The following is a 17,391-nucleotide window of genomic DNA, read 5'->3' on the forward strand; positions in this document are numbered from 1 at the left end:
CCGGTCCGGAATGAATCCCGGGGAAATGGTCGGCCCGAAAAACCATTCCGATACCGAATCGAGACCCTTCTGGGGTCTGTTCGGCCGTCGTGTCAGTTGTCGCAGTTGGGCACGCACAGACGCCGCGAGATCGAGCTGAGGAAGAAGTCCCCGATCTCCGCAGGGTCCTCGGCCACGAAGGAGGAACCACTGGTGGCCCGCGCGATCTGCGCCAGTTCGCGCTCGTCGGCCCCCTCGCCGAAGCCGATGACGAACATCGTGACCGGCCGCCGCGGGTCGAAGCGGTCCTGCAGGGCCGCGATCAGCTCCTCGTGGGAGATGTCGCTGGATCCCTCGTCCTGTCCCGCGGTCAACAGGATGACGCTGTTGATCTTGTCCTCGTGGAAGTTGTCCTGCACCTGGTCGTAGGCGGCCAGGATGTTGTCGTACAGGCGTGAGCCCCCGCCCGCGACCTCCAGCTCCTCGGCCACCTCGGTCATCTCCTGGCGCCGGGTGACGTCACCGTCGTCCGCCGAGCCGAGCGGGTGCATGTCGGCGGACTCCTCGCGGCCGTTCTCACCGAGCTCCTCCGACATCAGCCACAGGCCCATGTCGGTCTCGTCCGGGAACATCGCCAGCCCCATGAGCGCCGCCTGCTTGGCGACCTCGATCTGCTCGGTCCCGTCGTCGAGGCTCTCCGACATGTTCTCCGAGGCGTCGGCCAGCACCAGCGTGCGGCTGGGCATGGACAGCCGGTTCCAGTCGGTGACCGACGCCAGCAGGGCGTCACCGGTCAGGTTCTCGTGCGTGGCGGGCGGATCCGCGATGATCCCGGACCGGCCGGCCAGCACCGGCGACGCCTCCCCGTTCGGGTCGCGGAAGCCCAGCTCGCGCATGCGTTCCCGGTAGGTGCCGCCCCGGACGACCTCGTACAGGTCGGCGGCGGCCGACCGGAGCACGGAGTCGTCGGTGGTGGTCACGTACGGGTAGTCCAGGTTGACGGTGCCCTCACTGACGTAGTGGGCCCGGAGCCGGGGTGCGGAGTCCGCCCGGCGTTCGTTGTAGGACACCACCGCCTGCTCGGGTACGGCGATGACCGGGTCCACCCGTTGGTTCGCGGCGGCCGAACCGGTGAAAACCGTGGTCAGGTCGATCTCGCCGAACGCGCTGTCCAGCTGCACGTCGCGGACGAAGTCGGTCATCGCGGTGTCCGCCTCGTCCCCGGTGCCCAGGTGTTCGCGGATCGCGTGCATGACCGTCATGCCGTCGGCGCCCCGGTTGGGGTCGACCATCACCACGGGGCGGTCGGGGTCGCGTTCACCGGGGAGCAGCAGGCTCCAGCCGGCGTCGTCCTGGTCGGGCATCCCCTCGGTGTCCGGCGGTGCGGCGAGCACGACCGGGGAGCTGGCCAGGGAGGGCGGGTCGGTTTCGATGCCGTGCGCGCCGCCGTCGGAGACCCGGGCCAGCTCGACCCAGGCGGAGGACTCCGGCACCCACACGTGCGGGGCGATGGTGGAGTCGCCGGGCCGACTGCCGGTCAGGGCGTTCAGGATGCGGTGCGGCGGGATCTCGTCGACCTGCGCGTACACGCACTCGCCGCCGTAGCTGTGCTCGGCGGAGTTGAACTCCGACGCCGCCTCGCGCATGACGGGGGCGGTGCTCTGGGTGGCGGACACCCGCAGGTAGCGGGTGTCGCCGCAGCCGAGGGCGTTCATGGTGACCGGGACGGCGATCGCTGTGAGGGCGATCAGGGCGACGACGATCGCGGTGATCCCCAGCGGCGAGCCCGCCACCCTGCGGGTGGTGGCGGCGGTCGGCGAGGAAAGACGGTGGCGTCCACTGGGCACGGGCACTCCGGGGGTGTGGCTGTCCCCGGCCTCCGGGCGAAGCCTCCCGGGGGCCGGTCTTCAGGGGCGGCGCGGGGGCTGCGCCCGGCGCCCCGCGGTGGGAAGTTCGGTGAACCATCGTGCGGCGGACGGCGTCACACACTGTGAATGCGAACGAGCGGCCGTGCGGCACGAACGATTCCTCACCAGGACCTTACTCGCTGGTAATGCGCGAGCGAAAGGGGAGGAGTGTTCCGGCTCACAGGCGGTTCGCCGGAGGTGGCGGTGATCTCTTTGTTACGGTGCACGTCCGGTACCACTACTCACTCCCGGCTACCATTGCCCCGGTATTCGCTTGACCGATACATGACGTCCGCTTGGCGGGCGCCCCACGAAGGAGGGCGCCACACGCGGCGGACGGCCCCTGTGAGCAATCGACCCCCGAGGGTTATGGCATGTCCCATTCGCACAGTGATCGACGGAGCCGAGGCAGCCTCGGCACCGTGCTGCTCGCCGGAGCCTGCTGCGCCGGTGCTGCGGCCTACGCCGTGCTGGTCGGGCCGTCGATGCTGCCGCCGCCGGACGTCGAGACCACCAACGCGGCCAGTCCGGAGGTGCTCGGGAGCGTCATCGAACAGCCCGAGGAGGCCGACGGCGCGGGTCCGGTCGGTCAGCTGCGCATCCACGTCAGCGACCGGGACCGTGCCTGGGTCCAGACCCTGAACTGCACCGGGAACCTCGCGGAGGACCCCGAGCCCTGCGCGATGATGGCCGAGGCCGCACAGGAGCTCGCCGAGGACCCGACCGCCGCCGAGGACGCCGCCGGGGACGGCGGGGTCGAGACCCCCGGAAGCCTGCTGTTCACCGAGGTCCGCGAGGGCACGGTCTGCACCGACAAGGTGTACGGCCCCCAGGAGGCAGCGATCGAGGGCACCTGGGAGGGCGAGGAGATCGAGACCACGCTCTCCCGCAAGGGCTCCTGCGAGGAGGCCCGCTGGCAGCGCCTGCGCGCCGTCACCGAGCAGCTCGGCTGACCCGGCCCCTCCCGGATGGGCCCGATCGGGCCCCGGCCCGGCACCACCCCTGTTCCGGCACCGCACCGGGCACGGGATAATCGCTGACCATGGATGCCATCAGGGTCAGTGACCCCACCGACCCGCGTCTGGCCGACTACACCCGGCTCCGCGACGTCAACCTGCGCCGCCACCTGGAGGCCGAACACGGCCTGTTCATGGCCGAGGGCGACAAGGTGATCCGCCGGGCGGCCACCGCGGGCTTCAGCCCCCGCAGCTTCCTGCTCACCGAACGCCGCGCCGAGGCCCTGGACGACGTGGTCGCCGCCTCCGGTGCGCCGCTGTACGTGGTGAGCGAGGAGACCGCGCAGAGCCTGGTCGGCTTCGACCTGCACCGGGGCGCCCTCGCCGCCTACCACCGCAGGCCGCTCCCCGGACTCGACGAGACCCTCGCCGGCGCCCGCAGCATCGTCGTGCTGGAGGACCTGGTCGACCACACCAACGTCGGCGCGATCTTCCGCAGCGCCGCCGGGCTGGGGGTGGACGCCGTGGTCCTGGCCCCGCGCTGCGCGGACCCGCTCTACCGCAGGTCGGTGAAGGTGTCGATGGGGGCTGTCTTCACCCTCCCCTACACCCGCCTCGACGACTGGTACGGCGGCCTCGACACACTGCGCGACGCCGGGTTCGACCTCATGGCGCTCACCCCGGGCGAGGGCTCGCTACCGATCCGCGAGGCCATGGACCGCCTCGGAGCCGACGCCAGGGTGGGCCTGCTGCTGGGCACCGAGGGCGACGGCCTGTCCTCCCGCTGGCTGGAGCGGGCCACCTCCCGGGTGCACATCCCGATGGCCGACCGCGACGTGGACTCCCTCAACGTCACCGCCGCCGCGGCCGTGGCCTGCTACGAACTCGGACGCACCCGGTGAACACCCCGCTGCGCGTCGCCGTCGGGGCCCCGGGCCGCCCGGGGCCGTAGTGTGGCGCCTGACGCAGGCAGAGCAGAGGGAGGACGCAGGACATGGGCGGCCGAGCACTGGTGCAGTGGGAGCAGAACAGGGACAACGCCCCCGAGGCGCTCCACGTCGACCTCTACGTGGGCGGGCCGGCCCCCGACGCGGGCCTGGAGGACGTCACCTTCTACCAGGTGCCCTACGCGCCCTCCACCCAGGGCGTGGACGAACGGCTCGACATCATCGAGCGGATGCCGGAGCTGAAGGTCCTCCAGTTGGTCTCGGCCGGGTACGAACAGGTCCTCGGGCTCCTCCCGGACCACGTCACCCTGTGCAACGGCCGGGGACTGCACGACGCCAGCACCGCCGAGCACGCGCTCGCACTCATCCTCGCCGCCCAGCGCGACCTGCCCCGGTGGGCGATCGACCAGCGCGAACACCGCTGGGGTTCGGTCCCGCAGCGCTCCCTGGCCGACTCGCGGGTGGTGATCGTCGGCTACGGGAGCATCGGCCGGGCGATCGAGCGGCGCCTGCTGCCCTTCGAGACCGACGTGCTCCGGGTGGCGAGCCGGGCCCGCCCGGAGGAGGGGGTGCACGGCGTCGGCGAATTGCCCGCACTGTTGCCGGACGCGGACGTCGTCGTGCTGGTCACACCGCTCACCGAGGACACGCGGGGCCTGTTCGGCGCGCCCGAGTTCGCACTGCTGCGCGACGACGCCCTCGTGGTCAACGTCGGCCGGGGGCCGGTCCTGGACACCGGCGCCCTGCTCGCCCAGAACGGCCGTGTCCGTGCCGCCCTGGACGTCACCGACCCCGAACCGCTGCCCGTGGACCACCCGCTGTGGGACGCCCCGGGCGTGTACCTGACCCCGCACGTGGCGGGTGGTTCCGCCGCCTTCTACCCGCGAGCCCGGGCCTTCATGGACGCTCAACTCGCCCGCTGGGCCGCCGGTGAGCCGCTCGCCAACGTCGTCCGGCCCGGGAGATAGCGGACCCGCGGCCCGGAGTCCGGCAGGGCCCGTACACGTCGGTCGGGGCCCGGCCGCCCCGACGCGCACCCCGACGCCGCCCGTCTGTCGGTGCCCCGGGGGAGACTGGGGACATGCGGATCGCGGTGGTCTCCGACGGGGACGGCGGAGGATGGCTGCGGGAGCTCGGTGACGGGACCCCGCCCGCTCCGGTGCGCCGGGTGGGCGACCTCGCGGCGGCGGTACGCGCAGCCGAACACTCCGGCGACCAACCCCCGCGCTGGGTCTGGGCGGACACCGAGGACCTCTACCCCGACCTGGTACGGGCCGGAGTGCGGGTGACGCGCTGCCACGACGCCGCCCTCACCGAGGCGCTCCTGCTGGGGTACCGGGCACGGCACACCGAACCCCACTCGCTGGGGGCGGCCTGGGCCCGCCTGCACGACCTGCCGGTCCCCGACGACCCCGTGCGTCCGCTCGGGGAGGGCACCGCCGCCCAGCCCGCGCTCTTCGAAGCCGACCGCTCCACCCTGCCGCCGGGGATCGACCGGCTCGAGGCCCTGGTGGAAGTCCACGCCGACCAGCGCGGACGGATCGCCGGACTCCCCTCGCCCGGCCGCATGGCGCTCCTCGCGGCGGTCGAGTCGGCCGGGGCCCTGGCCGCCGTGGAGATGAGCCACGACGGGCTGCCCTGGCGCCCCGAGATCCACGACCGGGTGCTCACCGAGATCCTCGGGCCCCGCCCGCGCCCCGGCCAGAGACCGTCGGTCCTGGCCGACCTCGCGGCACGGATCAGCGAGGTCGTCGGCCACGAGGTCAATCCGGACTCCCCTGCCCAGGTGCTCAGGGCGATGGCGTGGGTCGGCCACCCCGTGGCGTCCACCCGGTCCTGGGTCCTGGAGGGTGTCGACCACCCGTTGGTGCCGCTGCTGCTCCGCTACAAGGAACTCGCCCGCCTGTACTCGGCCAACGGCTGGGCCTGGCTGGAGACCTGGGTGCGGGAACTGCCCGGCGGCGGAACGGGGGACGGGCCGAGGTTGGGGCGGTTCCGCCCCGACTACGTGGTGGGCGGCGTGGTCTCCGGGCGCTGGGCCACCAGGGGCGGCGGCGCCCTCCAGATCCCCAGGTCGGTACGGAGAGCCGTGCGCGCCGACCCCGGCTGGGTCCTGGTCCGGGCCGACGCCGGCCAGCTCGAACCACGGGTGCTGGCCGCCGTCTCCGGTGACGACGCCCTCGCGGCCGCCGCCGCGGAGGAGGACCTGTACGCGCGGCTGGCCGCGCACGTGGGCGGCGACCGCGAGCGAGCGAAGATCGGCCTGCTCGCCGCCATGTACGGACAGACCTCGGGTGACGCGGCGCCCCTACTGGCCACCATGCGCCGGCTCTACCCCCGCGCCCTGGAGTACGTGGACGCCGCCGCCCGTACCGGGGAGGGCGGCGGTATCGTCCGGTCCTGGCTGGGCCGTACCTCGCCCGCACCCGGGGGCTGGGCGGCCACCGTCGCGGCGGCGGACGGGGACCGCAGACGCCGCGCGCACGGCCGGTTCACCCGCAACTTCGTCGTCCAGGCCACCGCCGCCGAATGGGCCCTCGTCCTGCTCGCCGCGCTCCGGCAGGAACTCCCCGAGACCCCGGAGGGCGGCGGGATCGTCTTCTTCGTGCACGACGAGGTCGTCCTGCACGTCCCCGCCGACCTCGCCGAGGAGGCGGTCCGGGCGATCGACAGGGCGCAGACCCGGACCCGGAGGATCCTCTTCGGGGACACCCCGGTGCGCTTCCCCCTCTCGGTGTCGGTGACGGACTGTTACGCCGACCTGTGACCCGGCGACCGGCAACGCGATCACGCACCGTGAGCCCGGAAGAAACGGACGAGCGGCTACCGGGTGGACGTCGGATATCGGACGGCGCGGGCTTCTTGCAAACTCCTCCGCGTACGCCCATTCTTAAACGCGGACCATGTCATCGAAGGCCGTGCGCCGCAGCGCTTCCCCCGCCCCGTCGCGGCCACAGAGAGGATGATCGACCCCCGTGCGGAACCGTCTCAGAACATGTGCGGGAACCACGGCCGCCTTCGCGGTCGTCTTCACGGCCTTCGGGGCCACCCCCGCGACAGCAGCCCCCGTCGTCGAGGACCGCCCGCCCCTGGCCGAACAGGTCTCGCCCGGAGCCGCCGCACCCAGCGGCTCCGCGCCCCGGACCACGGGCCCCGAAACCGAAACCACCGCCACCGAAACCCCCGACACCGCGGACGTCGCGGAACTCGAACGGGACGCCTACGTCGCGCCCTTCCGCGAGGCGCGCTCCGTCGAGTACTTCGCGGTGGCCCCCCGGACCCTGCCCCGGGAGGCCGTCGACGCGGTCCGCGAGATCGACGGGGTCGAGCGGGTCCTCACCGTCGACGCCGCCCGCGTGGAGGTCGACGGGGAACCGACGTCGGTGCTCGGCGTCAACCCGTCCAGCTTCCGGAACCACGCCCCCGAACCCTCCGCCGAGTCCGACGAGATCTGGCGGGGCGTCGCCGCGGGCCGCGTCGCCCTCTCCAAGGACGTGGGCACCGAACGCGAACTGGAGATCGGCGAGGACGTCACCGTCGCGGGAGGCCGCGGCGAGGTGCCCCTGGAGGTGTGGACCCACGCGACCTCCGGCATCGCCGGGATCGACGCCCTCGTCTCCCGGGGGACCGCCCGGGAACTGGGCATGCCCGAGGGCAACGCGATCGTCGTCTCCGCACCCGACGCGGACCTGATGGAACTGTACGAGGAACTCGGGGAGGTGCTGGGGGAGGACACCTCGCTCCAGCTCGTCGCCGACGCCCCCGAACCCATGACCGACGGGGGCACCGTGTCCTCGCCGGTGGTCGAGCAGGTCATCGCCAACGCCGAGACCCAGTTGGGTGTGCCCTACGTGTGGGGCGGTACCACCCCCGACGTCGGTTTCGACTGCTCCGGTCTGCTCCAGTGGGCCTTCCGCGAGGCAGGCGTGGACATCCCGCGCGTCACGCACGACCAGTGGAACGCGGGCGAACGGGTGGAGTGGGACGACCTGCAGCGCGGCGACCTGCTGTTCTGGCGTTCGGACCCGACCGCACCCGACTACATCTCACACGTGGCCATCTACCTCGGCGACGACCAGATGCTGGAGGCGCCGAGGACCGGTCTGGACGTGCGTGTCACCCCGGTGCGGACCGCCAACTACGCGGGCGCGGTGCGCGTGCACACCTGACCCGGGACCCGAGCACGAAGGAGGGCCGTGGCGCCACCGGGGAGGTGGAACCACGGCCCTTCTTTCTCCTTGTCCGAAAAACCGCCGGGAGGGGAAGGCAGGCCTCGGCCAGGAGGGGGGACAGGGCCGCCGCTGAGGGAGGGGGAGACAGCGGTGGTCGACCCTTCGGAGGTATCGAGTTGTGACGGTCAGTGCACGGCCTTCGGGCCGGGTGTCCCGTCGCACAGGTCTACATAAGCAGTGACCGGCCGATTTGGCAAGAGGTCCGTCCAAGTCATGCAAGCAACCCCAGCCCGCCACAAAGCCCCCTCCTGTCGAACGGGAGGGGGATTGTATGCGCTTTCCGTCTTCCTTCGGTTCAGCGGCCGGACGCGTAGTTCTGGTTTCCCCGAGCATCCGCGGCCGCGCGCAGTTCACCGCTCTCCGGATCGCGGGCGACGGCGGCCAGACGTCCCAGGGACCAGTCCTGGGCGACCTGCACCCGGTGGTCGCGTCGGGAGAGCTCTGCGATGACGTCCCGACCCACACGCGGCTCGACGACCAGGTCGCCCGGCACGGTCTCCCGGGGGTGGAAGGAGCTGGGGAAAGCGTTGGTGTGGAACATCGGGGTGTCCAGGGCCTCCTGGAGGTTGTCGACCCCGTTGAGGAGGCGCAGCAGAGCCGTGGTGGTCCACTGGTCCTGCTGGTCGCCGCCGGGGGTGCCGATCGCGAGGACGGCCTCCCCGTCCTCGCGGCACACCAGGGTGGGGGAGAGGGTGGTGCGGGGGCGGCGGCGCGGGGAGAGGGCGTTCGGGGACGCGGGGTCGAGCCAGAACATCTGCGCCCGCGTCCCCAGCGGAAAACCGAGCTCGGGGATGACCGGGGAGCTGCTGAGCCAGCCGCCGCTGGGGGTCGCCGACACCATGTTGCCGTCGGCGTCCACCACATCCAGGTGGCAGGTGTCGCCTCGGAGGTCGGCCCGACTCGACCCGGCGGCGTTGCGGACGGTCGGTTCGCCGGTGGTGCGGTCGCCGGGGGCGTCCCCGGGCAGGTACGACGGCGGTTCGAAGGGGGTGCGGCCGCCGGGGGAGCCGGGGCGCAGGTCGAGGCATGCGCGGGCGTCGTCGACCAGGCGGGAACGCTCGGCGGCGTAGCGGGGGCCGAGCAGCTCCTTGAGCGGGACGTCGGTGAAGTCGGGGTCCCCGTACCAGGCCTCGCGGTCGGCGAAGGCGAGTTTGGCGGCCTCGGTCACCCGGTGCACGAAGTCCGCGCTGACGCCCTCCCGGACGTCCGATCCGATCCCGAGGACCTCGGCCGTGCGGAGTTGCTGGAGCATGGCGGGGCCCTGCCCCCAGGGGCCGGTCTTGTGCACGGTGTGGACGCCGTGCGTGACGCTGACGGGATCCTCGTAGGTGGCGCTCCAGTCGGCCATGTCCTGGGCGGTCAGCAGGGCTTGCTGGGGTTCGCCGAGGCCGTTGGGGACGGGTGATGAGAGGAAGGCGCCGACCGCTTCTGCGACGAACCCCTGGGACCAGGAGCGGCGGGCGGTCTCGATCTGGGCTTCACGGTCGCCGCCGACGGTCTCGGCCTCGGAGACGATCCTGCGGTAGGTGGCGGCGAGGGCCGGGTTGCGCAGCCGGGAGCCTGCGGCGGGGGCGGCCCCGTGCGGTAGGTAGAGGGCGGCGGACCCGGCCCAGTGCCGGGAGAACACGGGGGCGAGGGCTTCGACCGCGGCGGCGATCCGGTCCAGGACGGGGTAGCCGCGTTCGGCCAGGCCGATGGCGTGGTCGAGGACCTGGCGGACGGTCATGGTGCCGTGGTCGCGCAGGAGCAGCATCCAGGCGTCGAAGGACCCGGGGACGGTGGCGGCGAGGACGCCGCTGCCGGGGATGCGGTCCATGCCGGAGAAGGCCCCGATGGTGGCGGCGGCGGGGGAGACCCCCTGCCCGCAGAGGACGCGAGGGGTGCCGCCACGGGCCTGGAAGAGGACCGGGACCTCGCCGCCGGGGCCGTTGAGGTGGGGTTCGACGACCTGGAGGGTGAAGCCCGCGGCGACGGCGGCGTCGAAGGCGTTGCCGCCGCGCTCCAGGACGGACATGCCGGTGGCGCTGGCCAGCCAGTGGGTGGAGGCGACCATGCCGAAGTCGCCGCGTAGTTCGGGTCGTGTGGTGAAGCCGGGCATGGGGGTGGTCCTCCTGCGAGTGGGGGAAGGGCGGGCCGCCACCGGTCCGGGGGTGTCGTACCGGGCGGACGTGTGTCGGGTCGGCGCCGGTGGGCACCGGCCGAACGAGGGCGACGGTACAGCATGTCTCGTTCTGGATGTTGGTTTTTCGGGGGCTTCAGGCCTTTGGTCACTGTTTCCGGGAAGCGCCGGGACGAACACCAGAAAGCCCGGTCGCAGCCGCTGTTCGGCCACGACCGGGCTCTGGTCATGCGACCCGGGGAGCTCTCAGGCTAGGGAGTCTCGACGGGGAAGCTCCACGGCAGGGAGTCCCACAGCTCGCCCCACTCCTCGGCGTCAACCGGGTCGGTGACGGCCTCGGTGGGCGCTTCGGCCTCGTCGGCCGCCTTCTCGGCCTCGTCCATGGCGTTGGCCATGCTCTCGTTGGCGTCCTGGACCACCTGCGCGATGAGGTCGGAGATCTCGGCGATCACGTCCTCGACCTCGCTGCGCTCCATGTCGAACCGCTGGGCGCAGGCGTCGGTGGCGGCCACCTTGTCGTCCTCGTGGCCGTAGTACCAGACGGTGGCCAGCAGGCGGTCGCGCTCGGCGTCGTCGAGGTCGTTCGCGGACAGTGCCCTCTCGACGAACTCTCCGCTGGTCTCGGTCATCTCCGCCGAGTCGAGGCCGGTCTCTCCGGAGCTGAAGTCAACGAAGTGCTCGGTCAGGCAGGTCTTGACCTCACGCGAGGAAGCGTTGGCGGGGAGGTCGGCCTCCGCCGGGGGAGCGGCCTCCTCGGTGTCTCCGACCGGGGTCGCCTCTTCACCGTCGACGACCTCCTCAGCTTCGTCCTCCGCAGGGGCCTCCTCGGCCGGTGCTTCTTCCTCGGGTGCTTCCTCTGCGGGCGCCTCTTCGACCGGCGCTTCCTCTGCGGGGGCCTCCTCAACGGGGGCTTCCTCTGCGGGCGCCTCTTCGACCGGCGCTTCCTCTGCGGGCGCCTCTTCGACCGGCGCCTCCTCCGCGGGGGCCTCCTCGGCCGGTGCTTCTTCCTCGGGTGCTTCCTCGACCGGAGTCTCCTCGGCCGGGGCCTCGTCGACGACCTCCTCAACGGGGGCCTCTTCGGCGGGAACCTCCTCGGGCCCTTCGGTTTCCTCAGCCTCAGCAGCCTCGGTTTCCTCGGTCCCCTCCGTATCCGCCTCCTCCGCTGCGTTCCCGCTCTCCCCGGTTTCCGCGGTCTCCTCCACTGAGACGGCCTCGGCGAGTTTTACCAGTTCGGAGCTCTCCCAGCGGTCCGGTTGAAGATGGGTGGTCAGCGCCACCCCGGGGCTGTCCAGCCAGAACAGGTCACCGGTCTCCTCGGACAGGTAGGCGCCGTGCTCGAAGGACTCACTGGGCTCCAACTCCTCCAGCGAACTCTCCGACAGGTGGCTGTACCGGCTCTCGCGCAGGGATTCCACGTCCTGGAGGCGCTCCGAGCGCAGTACGGCCACCCTGCCGTACAGCTGGTCGGGTCCCTGCGTCCACGAGAGCTGGGACCGGCTGTTGCCCTGACGGTCCGTCGTGGACGCGGCGTTGATGCCGTACCGCTCCAGGCCGGCGGGCAGGTAGGTGATCTCGTAGCCGTCGACGCTGTACGTGGACACCCCCTGCCGGACCACCGGCCAGCTGAACGTCCGTGTTTCCTTGTCGTCCGCGGCAGCGGGCCCGGCGATGCCGACCAGTCCGGCTGTGGAGATGGTGGCGGCACTGCAGAGCGCGACCCACCTCGTGTGGTGCTTGCGCATACGGGCTCCTTCCCATCGACTACTACTTGTGATGCTTCCAGGACTCTCGGTAATTATCGAGGGTCATCCAGTCAAAAATCGGACATGAAGTAATCAATGGCATGCATAGGGTGAGATTGATCGGTGGGTTCCAGGCCACCAGAAGATGGGCGGCGGATCACCGTCTGCTCCGCGCACGGTCACCACGTGGTCACCAAACGCACTCACCCTGAGGTTGCAGTCGGCCAGTCCACGCGTACTTGGGAGGCCCGGTGCACCATCGCATCGGATTCGTAGTCGGAGCCGTATCACTGTCGTTGGCCGTCGTCGCGAGCCCCGCGCTCGCGGCCCCGACCTTCGGGGCCACCGCCCCCGAGAAGGCGGGCCAGAGCTCAGCCAGGGTGAGCCTCAGGGCAAGCGCCCCTCTGCCCCAGCAGCCGCCGCCGTCCCGCCCCCTCCTCGCCGTCGCCCACCGGGGTGCCTCCGGATACGCCCCGGAGAACACCCTCGCCGCCATCGACGAAGCCCACCGTCTCGGTGCCCGCACCGTGGAGGTGGACGTCCAGCTCACCTCGGACGACCACCTCGTCCTGATGCACGACACCAGTCTCGACCGCACCACCGACGTCGCCGAGGTCTTTCCGGACCGGGCCCCGTACGAGGTCGCCGACTTCACCTTGGCGGAGATTCGCCGGCTCGACGCCGGGTCCTTCTTCAGTGACGAGTTCGAAGGCGAGCCCGTCCCGCTCCTCGGTGAGGTGCTGGACCGCCTCCACACGCTCGACATGAACCTCCTCCTGGAGGTCAAGGAACCCGAGCTCTACCCGGGCATCGAACATCAGATAGCCGTCGAACTGGCCAGGCGCCCGCACTGGCTGGTCCCCAACACCCCCGAGGAACCCCACCGTCTCGTCGTGCAGAGCTTCGACTGGGACTCCGTCGAACTCTCCAAGGGCCTTCTGCCGTCCGTCCCGCACGCCCTGCTCGGGCGTGTCCCGCAGGACCGGATCGACGAGTTCGACTGGGCGCACATGATCAACCCGAACCACACCACCATCGACGCCGGGTACGTCGACAGCGTCCACGCCGCGGGTCTGGAGATCATGCCGTACACGATCAACGATCCCGAGGCCATGGTCCGGGCGCTCGACATGGGGGCAGACGGCTTCATCACCGACCTCCCGGACGTCGGCCAGCGGGTCATCGACGAGTTCCTCGGCGCCAGGGACCCGGAGGCGGCCCGCGCGCACGGCCGGGAGCCGGTCTCCCACTGAGTCCTCTCCCCTCAGGACGCCCGAAGGGGTGTGTTGGGGACCACCCAATGGGAGGATCAGGGGCGAACCAACCCGAAACGCACCCGGCTTCGGGTGGCTTACGGGCCGCCTGCGCCGGTTCGGACAGGAAGCAGAGGCCACGTGAACGACCGGCTGTCCATCCCCACAGAACTCGTTGACTGGCGGACCAAGGGCTTGTGGTGGCCGGGAGACCCCGTCACCCTCGACGAGTTCGCCGCCCGCGGGGACCACGTGTTCACCGGACCGTTCACCTGGCCGCTCATGGTCCTGCGCGCCTCCGCGCTGGACCGCAACCTCGCGGCGCTGGCCGACTTCACCGAGCGGCACCGGCTCCCGTTCGCCCCGCACGGCAAGACCGCCATGTCCCCGGTGCTCACCCAGCGCCAGCTCGACGCGGGCGCCTGGGGTATCACCGCCGCCACCGCCAACCAGGTCCTGGACTTTCGCCGGTTCGGTGTGAACCGCATCCTGCTGGCCAACGAACTCCTCGACCCGAAGGTCCTGCGCTGGGCGGCGGCCGAACTCGACGCCGACCCCGGTTTCGACTTCCTGTTCTACGTCGACTCGCCCGAGGGCGTCGCAGTCGCCTCCCAGGCCGTCGAACGCGACGGTGGCCGTCCGCTCCGGGTGATGGTGGAGCGCGGCGTCCCGGGCGGCCGCACCGGGTGCCGTACCAGGGAAGCGCTCCTGGGCGTGGCCCGGGAGGTAGTGCGGGCCCCGGGCCTGGAACTGGCCGGTGTGGCGGGCTACGAGGGGCCGTTGAGCGACGCGGAGGGGGTTCGCGGCTTCCTGGGCGACCTCCTGGGTGACGCCGCCGCGCTCACCGCCGAACACGGGCTGGAACGCCCGGTGCTGTCGGTGGGCGGCAGCGCCTGGTTCGACGTGGTCGCGGAGGTGATCGGCGGTCGCTCGGACGTACTCCCGGTTCTGCGTAGCGGCGCCTACGTCGCCCACGACGACGGCCTGTACCGGCGCACCACCCCCTACAACCGGATGCCGGAGGGCGGGGACGCGCTGGCCGGTGCCCTGGAACTGTGGGCGCAGGTCACCTCCACCCCGGAGGAGGGGCTGGCGATCGCCGGGATGGGCAGACGCGAGGCCAACTACGACCAGGGCTTCCCCGTTTCGAGGGTGCTGCGCAGGTCCGACGGCACCACTGTTCCGGCGGACGGGGTCGAGGTCACCAACCTCAACGACCACCACGCCTACCTGAACATCCCCGAGGGGCTCCACGTACGCCCCGGCGACCTGCTGTCCTTCGGGATCTCCCACCCGTGCACGGCCTTCGACCGCTGGCAGGTCATCCCGGTCGTGGACGACGGTTACCGCGTGGTCGAGATGATCGCGACGTACTTCTGACAACGCCCCGCCTGCCCGGTGCCCCGCACCCCAGGAGAAGGGGACACCAGGCCCCGCCCGTGTGGCCACTCCGGACGGGCGGGGCTGTGGACAACCACTCCTGGTGTACGTCTACGTCCGGGCCGGCCGGGCCGGCCCGTCGCGCCCCTGTCCGGGGCGCGACTGACCACCGGAGCCCCTGTTCGGCGTGCGACCAGGGCCTGTCCGGGAATCAAAGCCGGCCCGCAGCCCGGCCCTGTTCGGGACCTTCTCCGTCCGAACCGTCCCATCCCTCCTATGCCTCTGGTCCTTCCGCCCCTCCGATCACTCCGACCCGTCCGGGTAGTAACCCCACCCGTGCACACCCGGCCTGGTGTGCCAGGGACGGGGACCGTCCAGCGGACGGTACTCCACACCCACGGCGTCCAGGCGCTCCAGGTGGGCGCGCAGTCGCGGTTCGAACTCCGTGTGGTCGCGTTCGCCTTCGGACCAGACCTTCTCCGCGAAGGCCGACAGACGCGGGAAGACCATGTAGTCCAGCTTGCGCTGGCTGTCGATGTGCTCGCTCCACAGGTTGACCTGCGCGCCCAGGACGTGCCTGGCCTCCTCCTCGGTGAGGCCGGCGGGGACGGGTTCGCTCGCGTACACGTCCTCCCAGCGCAGCAGTGTGCCGACCGGGACCGGCTCGTCCGGGCTGTCGGACTGCTTGTAGTCCAGGTAGGAGGTGGCGGTGGGTGCCATGACCACGTCGTGTCCGGCGCGCGCGGCCGCGATGCCGCCCTCCTCACCGCGCCAGGACATCACCGTGGCGCCCGGGGCCAGACCTGCCCGACGCCTGCCCCTGCCCTCGGCTGCGTCACTCCCGTCCCGCGGCTCCTCCTGTCTCTCCTGTCCCTCCAGGAGCCACCCCTCCAGGATCTCGTCCCAGCCGACCAGGCGACGGCCGCGCTTGGTGAGGTGGTCGTCCAGTTGGCGGATGAACCAGCTCTGCAGCTCGTCCTCGTCGGCCAGGCCCTCCTCCCTGATGCGCTGCTGGGCCGAGGCGCTGTTCCGCCACTGGGTCTTGGGGCACTCGTCGCCGCCCACGTGCACGTACGTGCTGGGGAACAGTTCGAGGATCTCGTCGAGGACGTTCCGGTAGAACTCCAGGACGTTGTCGGTGACCGCGAGGACCTCGTCGAAGACACCCCACTGGGTGCCGACCGGGATCTCACCGGCCTCCCCGAGTTCGGGGTAGGCGTGGATGGCTGCCTGGGAGTGTCCGGGGACGTCGATCTCCGGGACCACCGTGACGTGCCGGTCGTCGGCGTAGGCGACGATCTCCTGGATGTCGTCCTGGGTGAGGAAGCCGCCGTGCGGGCGGTTGTCGAACACGGGCGGTTTGGAGATCCCCAGCTGGCTCTGGGTGCGCCAGGATGCTGCCTCGCTCAGCTTGGGGTAGCGGCGGATCTCGACCCGCCAGCCCTGGTCGTCTGTCAGGTGCAGGTGCAGCACGTTGAGTTTGTGCAGTGCGAGCAGGTCGATGAAACGCAGGATCTCGCGCTTGGGCTGGAAGTGGCGGGCGATGTCGAGCATGGCGCCGCGCCAGTGGAAGCGGGGGGCGTCGGTGATGCTGATCGCGGGCAGCCGCCACTCGGCCCTGCCAAGGGGCGCCGTGCGGTAGGCGTCGGGGGGCAGCAGTTGGCGGAGCGTCTGCGCCCCGTAGAACACGCCGGCGGGGTCGTTGCCGACAACGATTGCGCCCTCGGAGTCGATGATGAGGCGGTAGCCCTCTCGTCCGAGTCCGGCACCGGGGTCGACGCTCAGACGGATCTGGGCGTTCTCCTCGTCACCGGTGGCCAGGGGCAGGCCGGTGGCGGTGCCCAGTTCGCGCTGGAGCCAGGTGAGTGTGCCCCGTGCCGCGCGGTCGGCCGAGACGCGTGTGGCCGCGGTGAGGGTGAGGCCGTCGGACCCGGAGGTCTCCACCTTCTGGGGGCGCGGCAGCAGGGAGGGGGCGTCGGGGCGGGGAGAGTCAGGCACGGGTTACTGCTCCTATCCGGTCTAGACCAATTACGGACATAGTGCCACGTTAGGGGGCGAGGGCACAGACCGCCCGTCAATCGGTCCCGAGTGCTCTCTCGATCGGAGCCGTCCGATACCCGGTTCCCGGGCGAAGGCGGGTCAGTGCCGCCCAGCTCGCTCAGACTGCCCAGTTCGCCCGGCGCGCGTAGCTCGCCTGCTTCGCGTTGGCGGGACCGCCGGTGTCGTCGGCGGGTGGGGGCTCGTCGCTGCTTCCGGGGTTCGACCCGTGGGGGAGCGTTTCGGGGAGGGCAAGCGAATCATAACCAAAAGTCCTTTTTGCCACTTTCCGTATTCTTTGCGTAGCCATCGGTGATGATGGGCTGTTTCCGGAAAGACCAGAGACTGTGTGGTTCGAAGGCATCAGCGGACAAGCCGGCGTCGGCCGGATCGCCCGGGGCGGAAACGCCACCGAGGGCCTCACGGATCGGTTGGTCAGCGCCGAACGTGAGGCAGGGTTCCACGAGCGTGACATGTCGTCGTTCGAACGCGAGCGCATCGACCTGGAACACCGGGTGAACCGGATGGAGGCCGAGCTTGAGTCCCTGCGCAAAAGAAGACTGGAAGCCTACGCGCGCTGGTGGAACGCCCGCGACGACCGCGACCGAGCTCGCCACGTCTGTCGTAAGCTCCGCCGCAGGATCGACAAGGCGCGTCGGAAGGGTAACGACACGTGACCGGTGCTGACCCTGGAAACCGGCACGAACGAGACAGAACACGGCCCGTCCCCGTCGGGGGCGGGCCGATTTCCGTTTCCAGCTGCTCCGTCACTCCAGTTGCTCCGTCACTCCTGGCGGTCCCGAACCCCGCCCCCGGCCTTCCCGCCCCGCCCGGCCGCC

General features: G+C 71.2%; 12 protein-coding genes. 8 read left to right on the plus strand and 4 right to left on the minus strand.

The features are described from left to right. Positions 1 to 92 precede the first annotated feature (92 nt). Positions 93 to 1,826, minus strand: a complete 1,734-nt coding sequence (locus ACUKCB_RS01075) for a substrate-binding domain-containing protein (RefSeq protein WP_473038580.1) — start codon at positions 1,824 to 1,826, stop codon at positions 93 to 95. A 434-nt stretch (positions 1,827 to 2,260) separates the two neighbouring features. On the opposite strand from ACUKCB_RS01075, the gene ACUKCB_RS01080 reads away from it, so the two are divergent. The 5 genes from ACUKCB_RS01080 (at position 2,261) to ACUKCB_RS01100 (ending at position 7,958) form a co-directional block, all read left to right on the plus strand. Beyond that, the gene (locus ACUKCB_RS01080; RefSeq protein WP_473038581.1) at positions 2,261 to 2,839 is read left to right on the plus strand and encodes a hypothetical protein; all 579 of its coding nucleotides are present in this window, start codon (positions 2,261 to 2,263) and stop codon (positions 2,837 to 2,839) included. Positions 2,840 to 2,928: 89 nt separating this feature from the next. After that, positions 2,929 to 3,744 carry a TrmH family RNA methyltransferase gene (locus ACUKCB_RS01085; RefSeq protein WP_473038582.1) on the plus strand — a complete coding sequence of 272 codons (816 nt, stop codon included), beginning with the start codon at positions 2,929 to 2,931 and terminating at the stop codon, positions 3,742 to 3,744. Between the two features lie 92 nt (positions 3,745 to 3,836). Further along, positions 3,837 to 4,757: a 2-hydroxyacid dehydrogenase gene (locus ACUKCB_RS01090; RefSeq protein WP_473038583.1), complete on the plus strand. Its 921-nt coding sequence runs from the start codon at positions 3,837 to 3,839 to the stop codon at positions 4,755 to 4,757. 113 nt (positions 4,758 to 4,870) lie between these two features. Continuing rightward, complete coding sequence (locus ACUKCB_RS01095) at positions 4,871 to 6,556, plus strand: bifunctional 3'-5' exonuclease/DNA polymerase (protein WP_473038584.1); 1,686 nt, start codon at positions 4,871 to 4,873, stop codon at positions 6,554 to 6,556. 208 nt (positions 6,557 to 6,764) lie between these two features. After that, the gene (locus ACUKCB_RS01100) at positions 6,765 to 7,958 is read left to right on the plus strand and encodes a C40 family peptidase (protein WP_473038585.1); all 1,194 of its coding nucleotides are present in this window, start codon (positions 6,765 to 6,767) and stop codon (positions 7,956 to 7,958) included. A 358-nt stretch (positions 7,959 to 8,316) separates the two neighbouring features. On the opposite strand, the gene ACUKCB_RS01105 is transcribed toward ACUKCB_RS01100, so the two are convergent. Then, on the minus strand, positions 8,317 to 10,119 hold the full coding sequence (locus ACUKCB_RS01105) for a gamma-glutamyltransferase family protein (protein ID WP_473038586.1): 1,803 nt from the start codon (positions 10,117 to 10,119) through the stop codon (positions 8,317 to 8,319). 272 nt (positions 10,120 to 10,391) lie between these two features. Beyond that, a complete protein-coding gene (locus tag ACUKCB_RS01110) occupies positions 10,392 to 11,882 on the minus strand; it encodes a hypothetical protein (RefSeq protein WP_473038587.1) in 1,491 nt (496 codons plus the stop codon). A 251-nt stretch (positions 11,883 to 12,133) separates the two neighbouring features. Here ACUKCB_RS01110 and ACUKCB_RS01115 point away from each other — a divergent pair, with 251 nt between their 5' ends. Then, positions 12,134 to 13,135, plus strand: coding sequence for a glycerophosphodiester phosphodiesterase (locus tag ACUKCB_RS01115; protein ID WP_473038588.1), 1,002 nt, complete (start codon positions 12,134 to 12,136; stop codon positions 13,133 to 13,135). Between the two features lie 141 nt (positions 13,136 to 13,276). After that, entirely contained in the window at positions 13,277 to 14,515 is a 1,239-nt protein-coding gene (locus ACUKCB_RS01120) for an alanine racemase (RefSeq protein WP_473038590.1), read from the plus strand. Between the two features lie 303 nt (positions 14,516 to 14,818). On the opposite strand, the gene ACUKCB_RS01125 is transcribed toward ACUKCB_RS01120, so the two are convergent. After that, entirely contained in the window at positions 14,819 to 16,513 is a 1,695-nt protein-coding gene (locus tag ACUKCB_RS01125) for a beta-N-acetylhexosaminidase (RefSeq protein ID WP_473038591.1), read from the minus strand. A gap of 386 nt (positions 16,514 to 16,899) precedes the next feature. On the opposite strand from ACUKCB_RS01125, the gene ACUKCB_RS01130 reads away from it, so the two are divergent. Then, a complete protein-coding gene (locus tag ACUKCB_RS01130; protein WP_473038592.1) occupies positions 16,900 to 17,229 on the plus strand; it encodes a hypothetical protein in 330 nt (109 codons plus the stop codon). Positions 17,230 to 17,391 lie beyond the last annotated feature (162 nt).

The organism is Nocardiopsis moroccensis, from assembly GCF_055763695.1.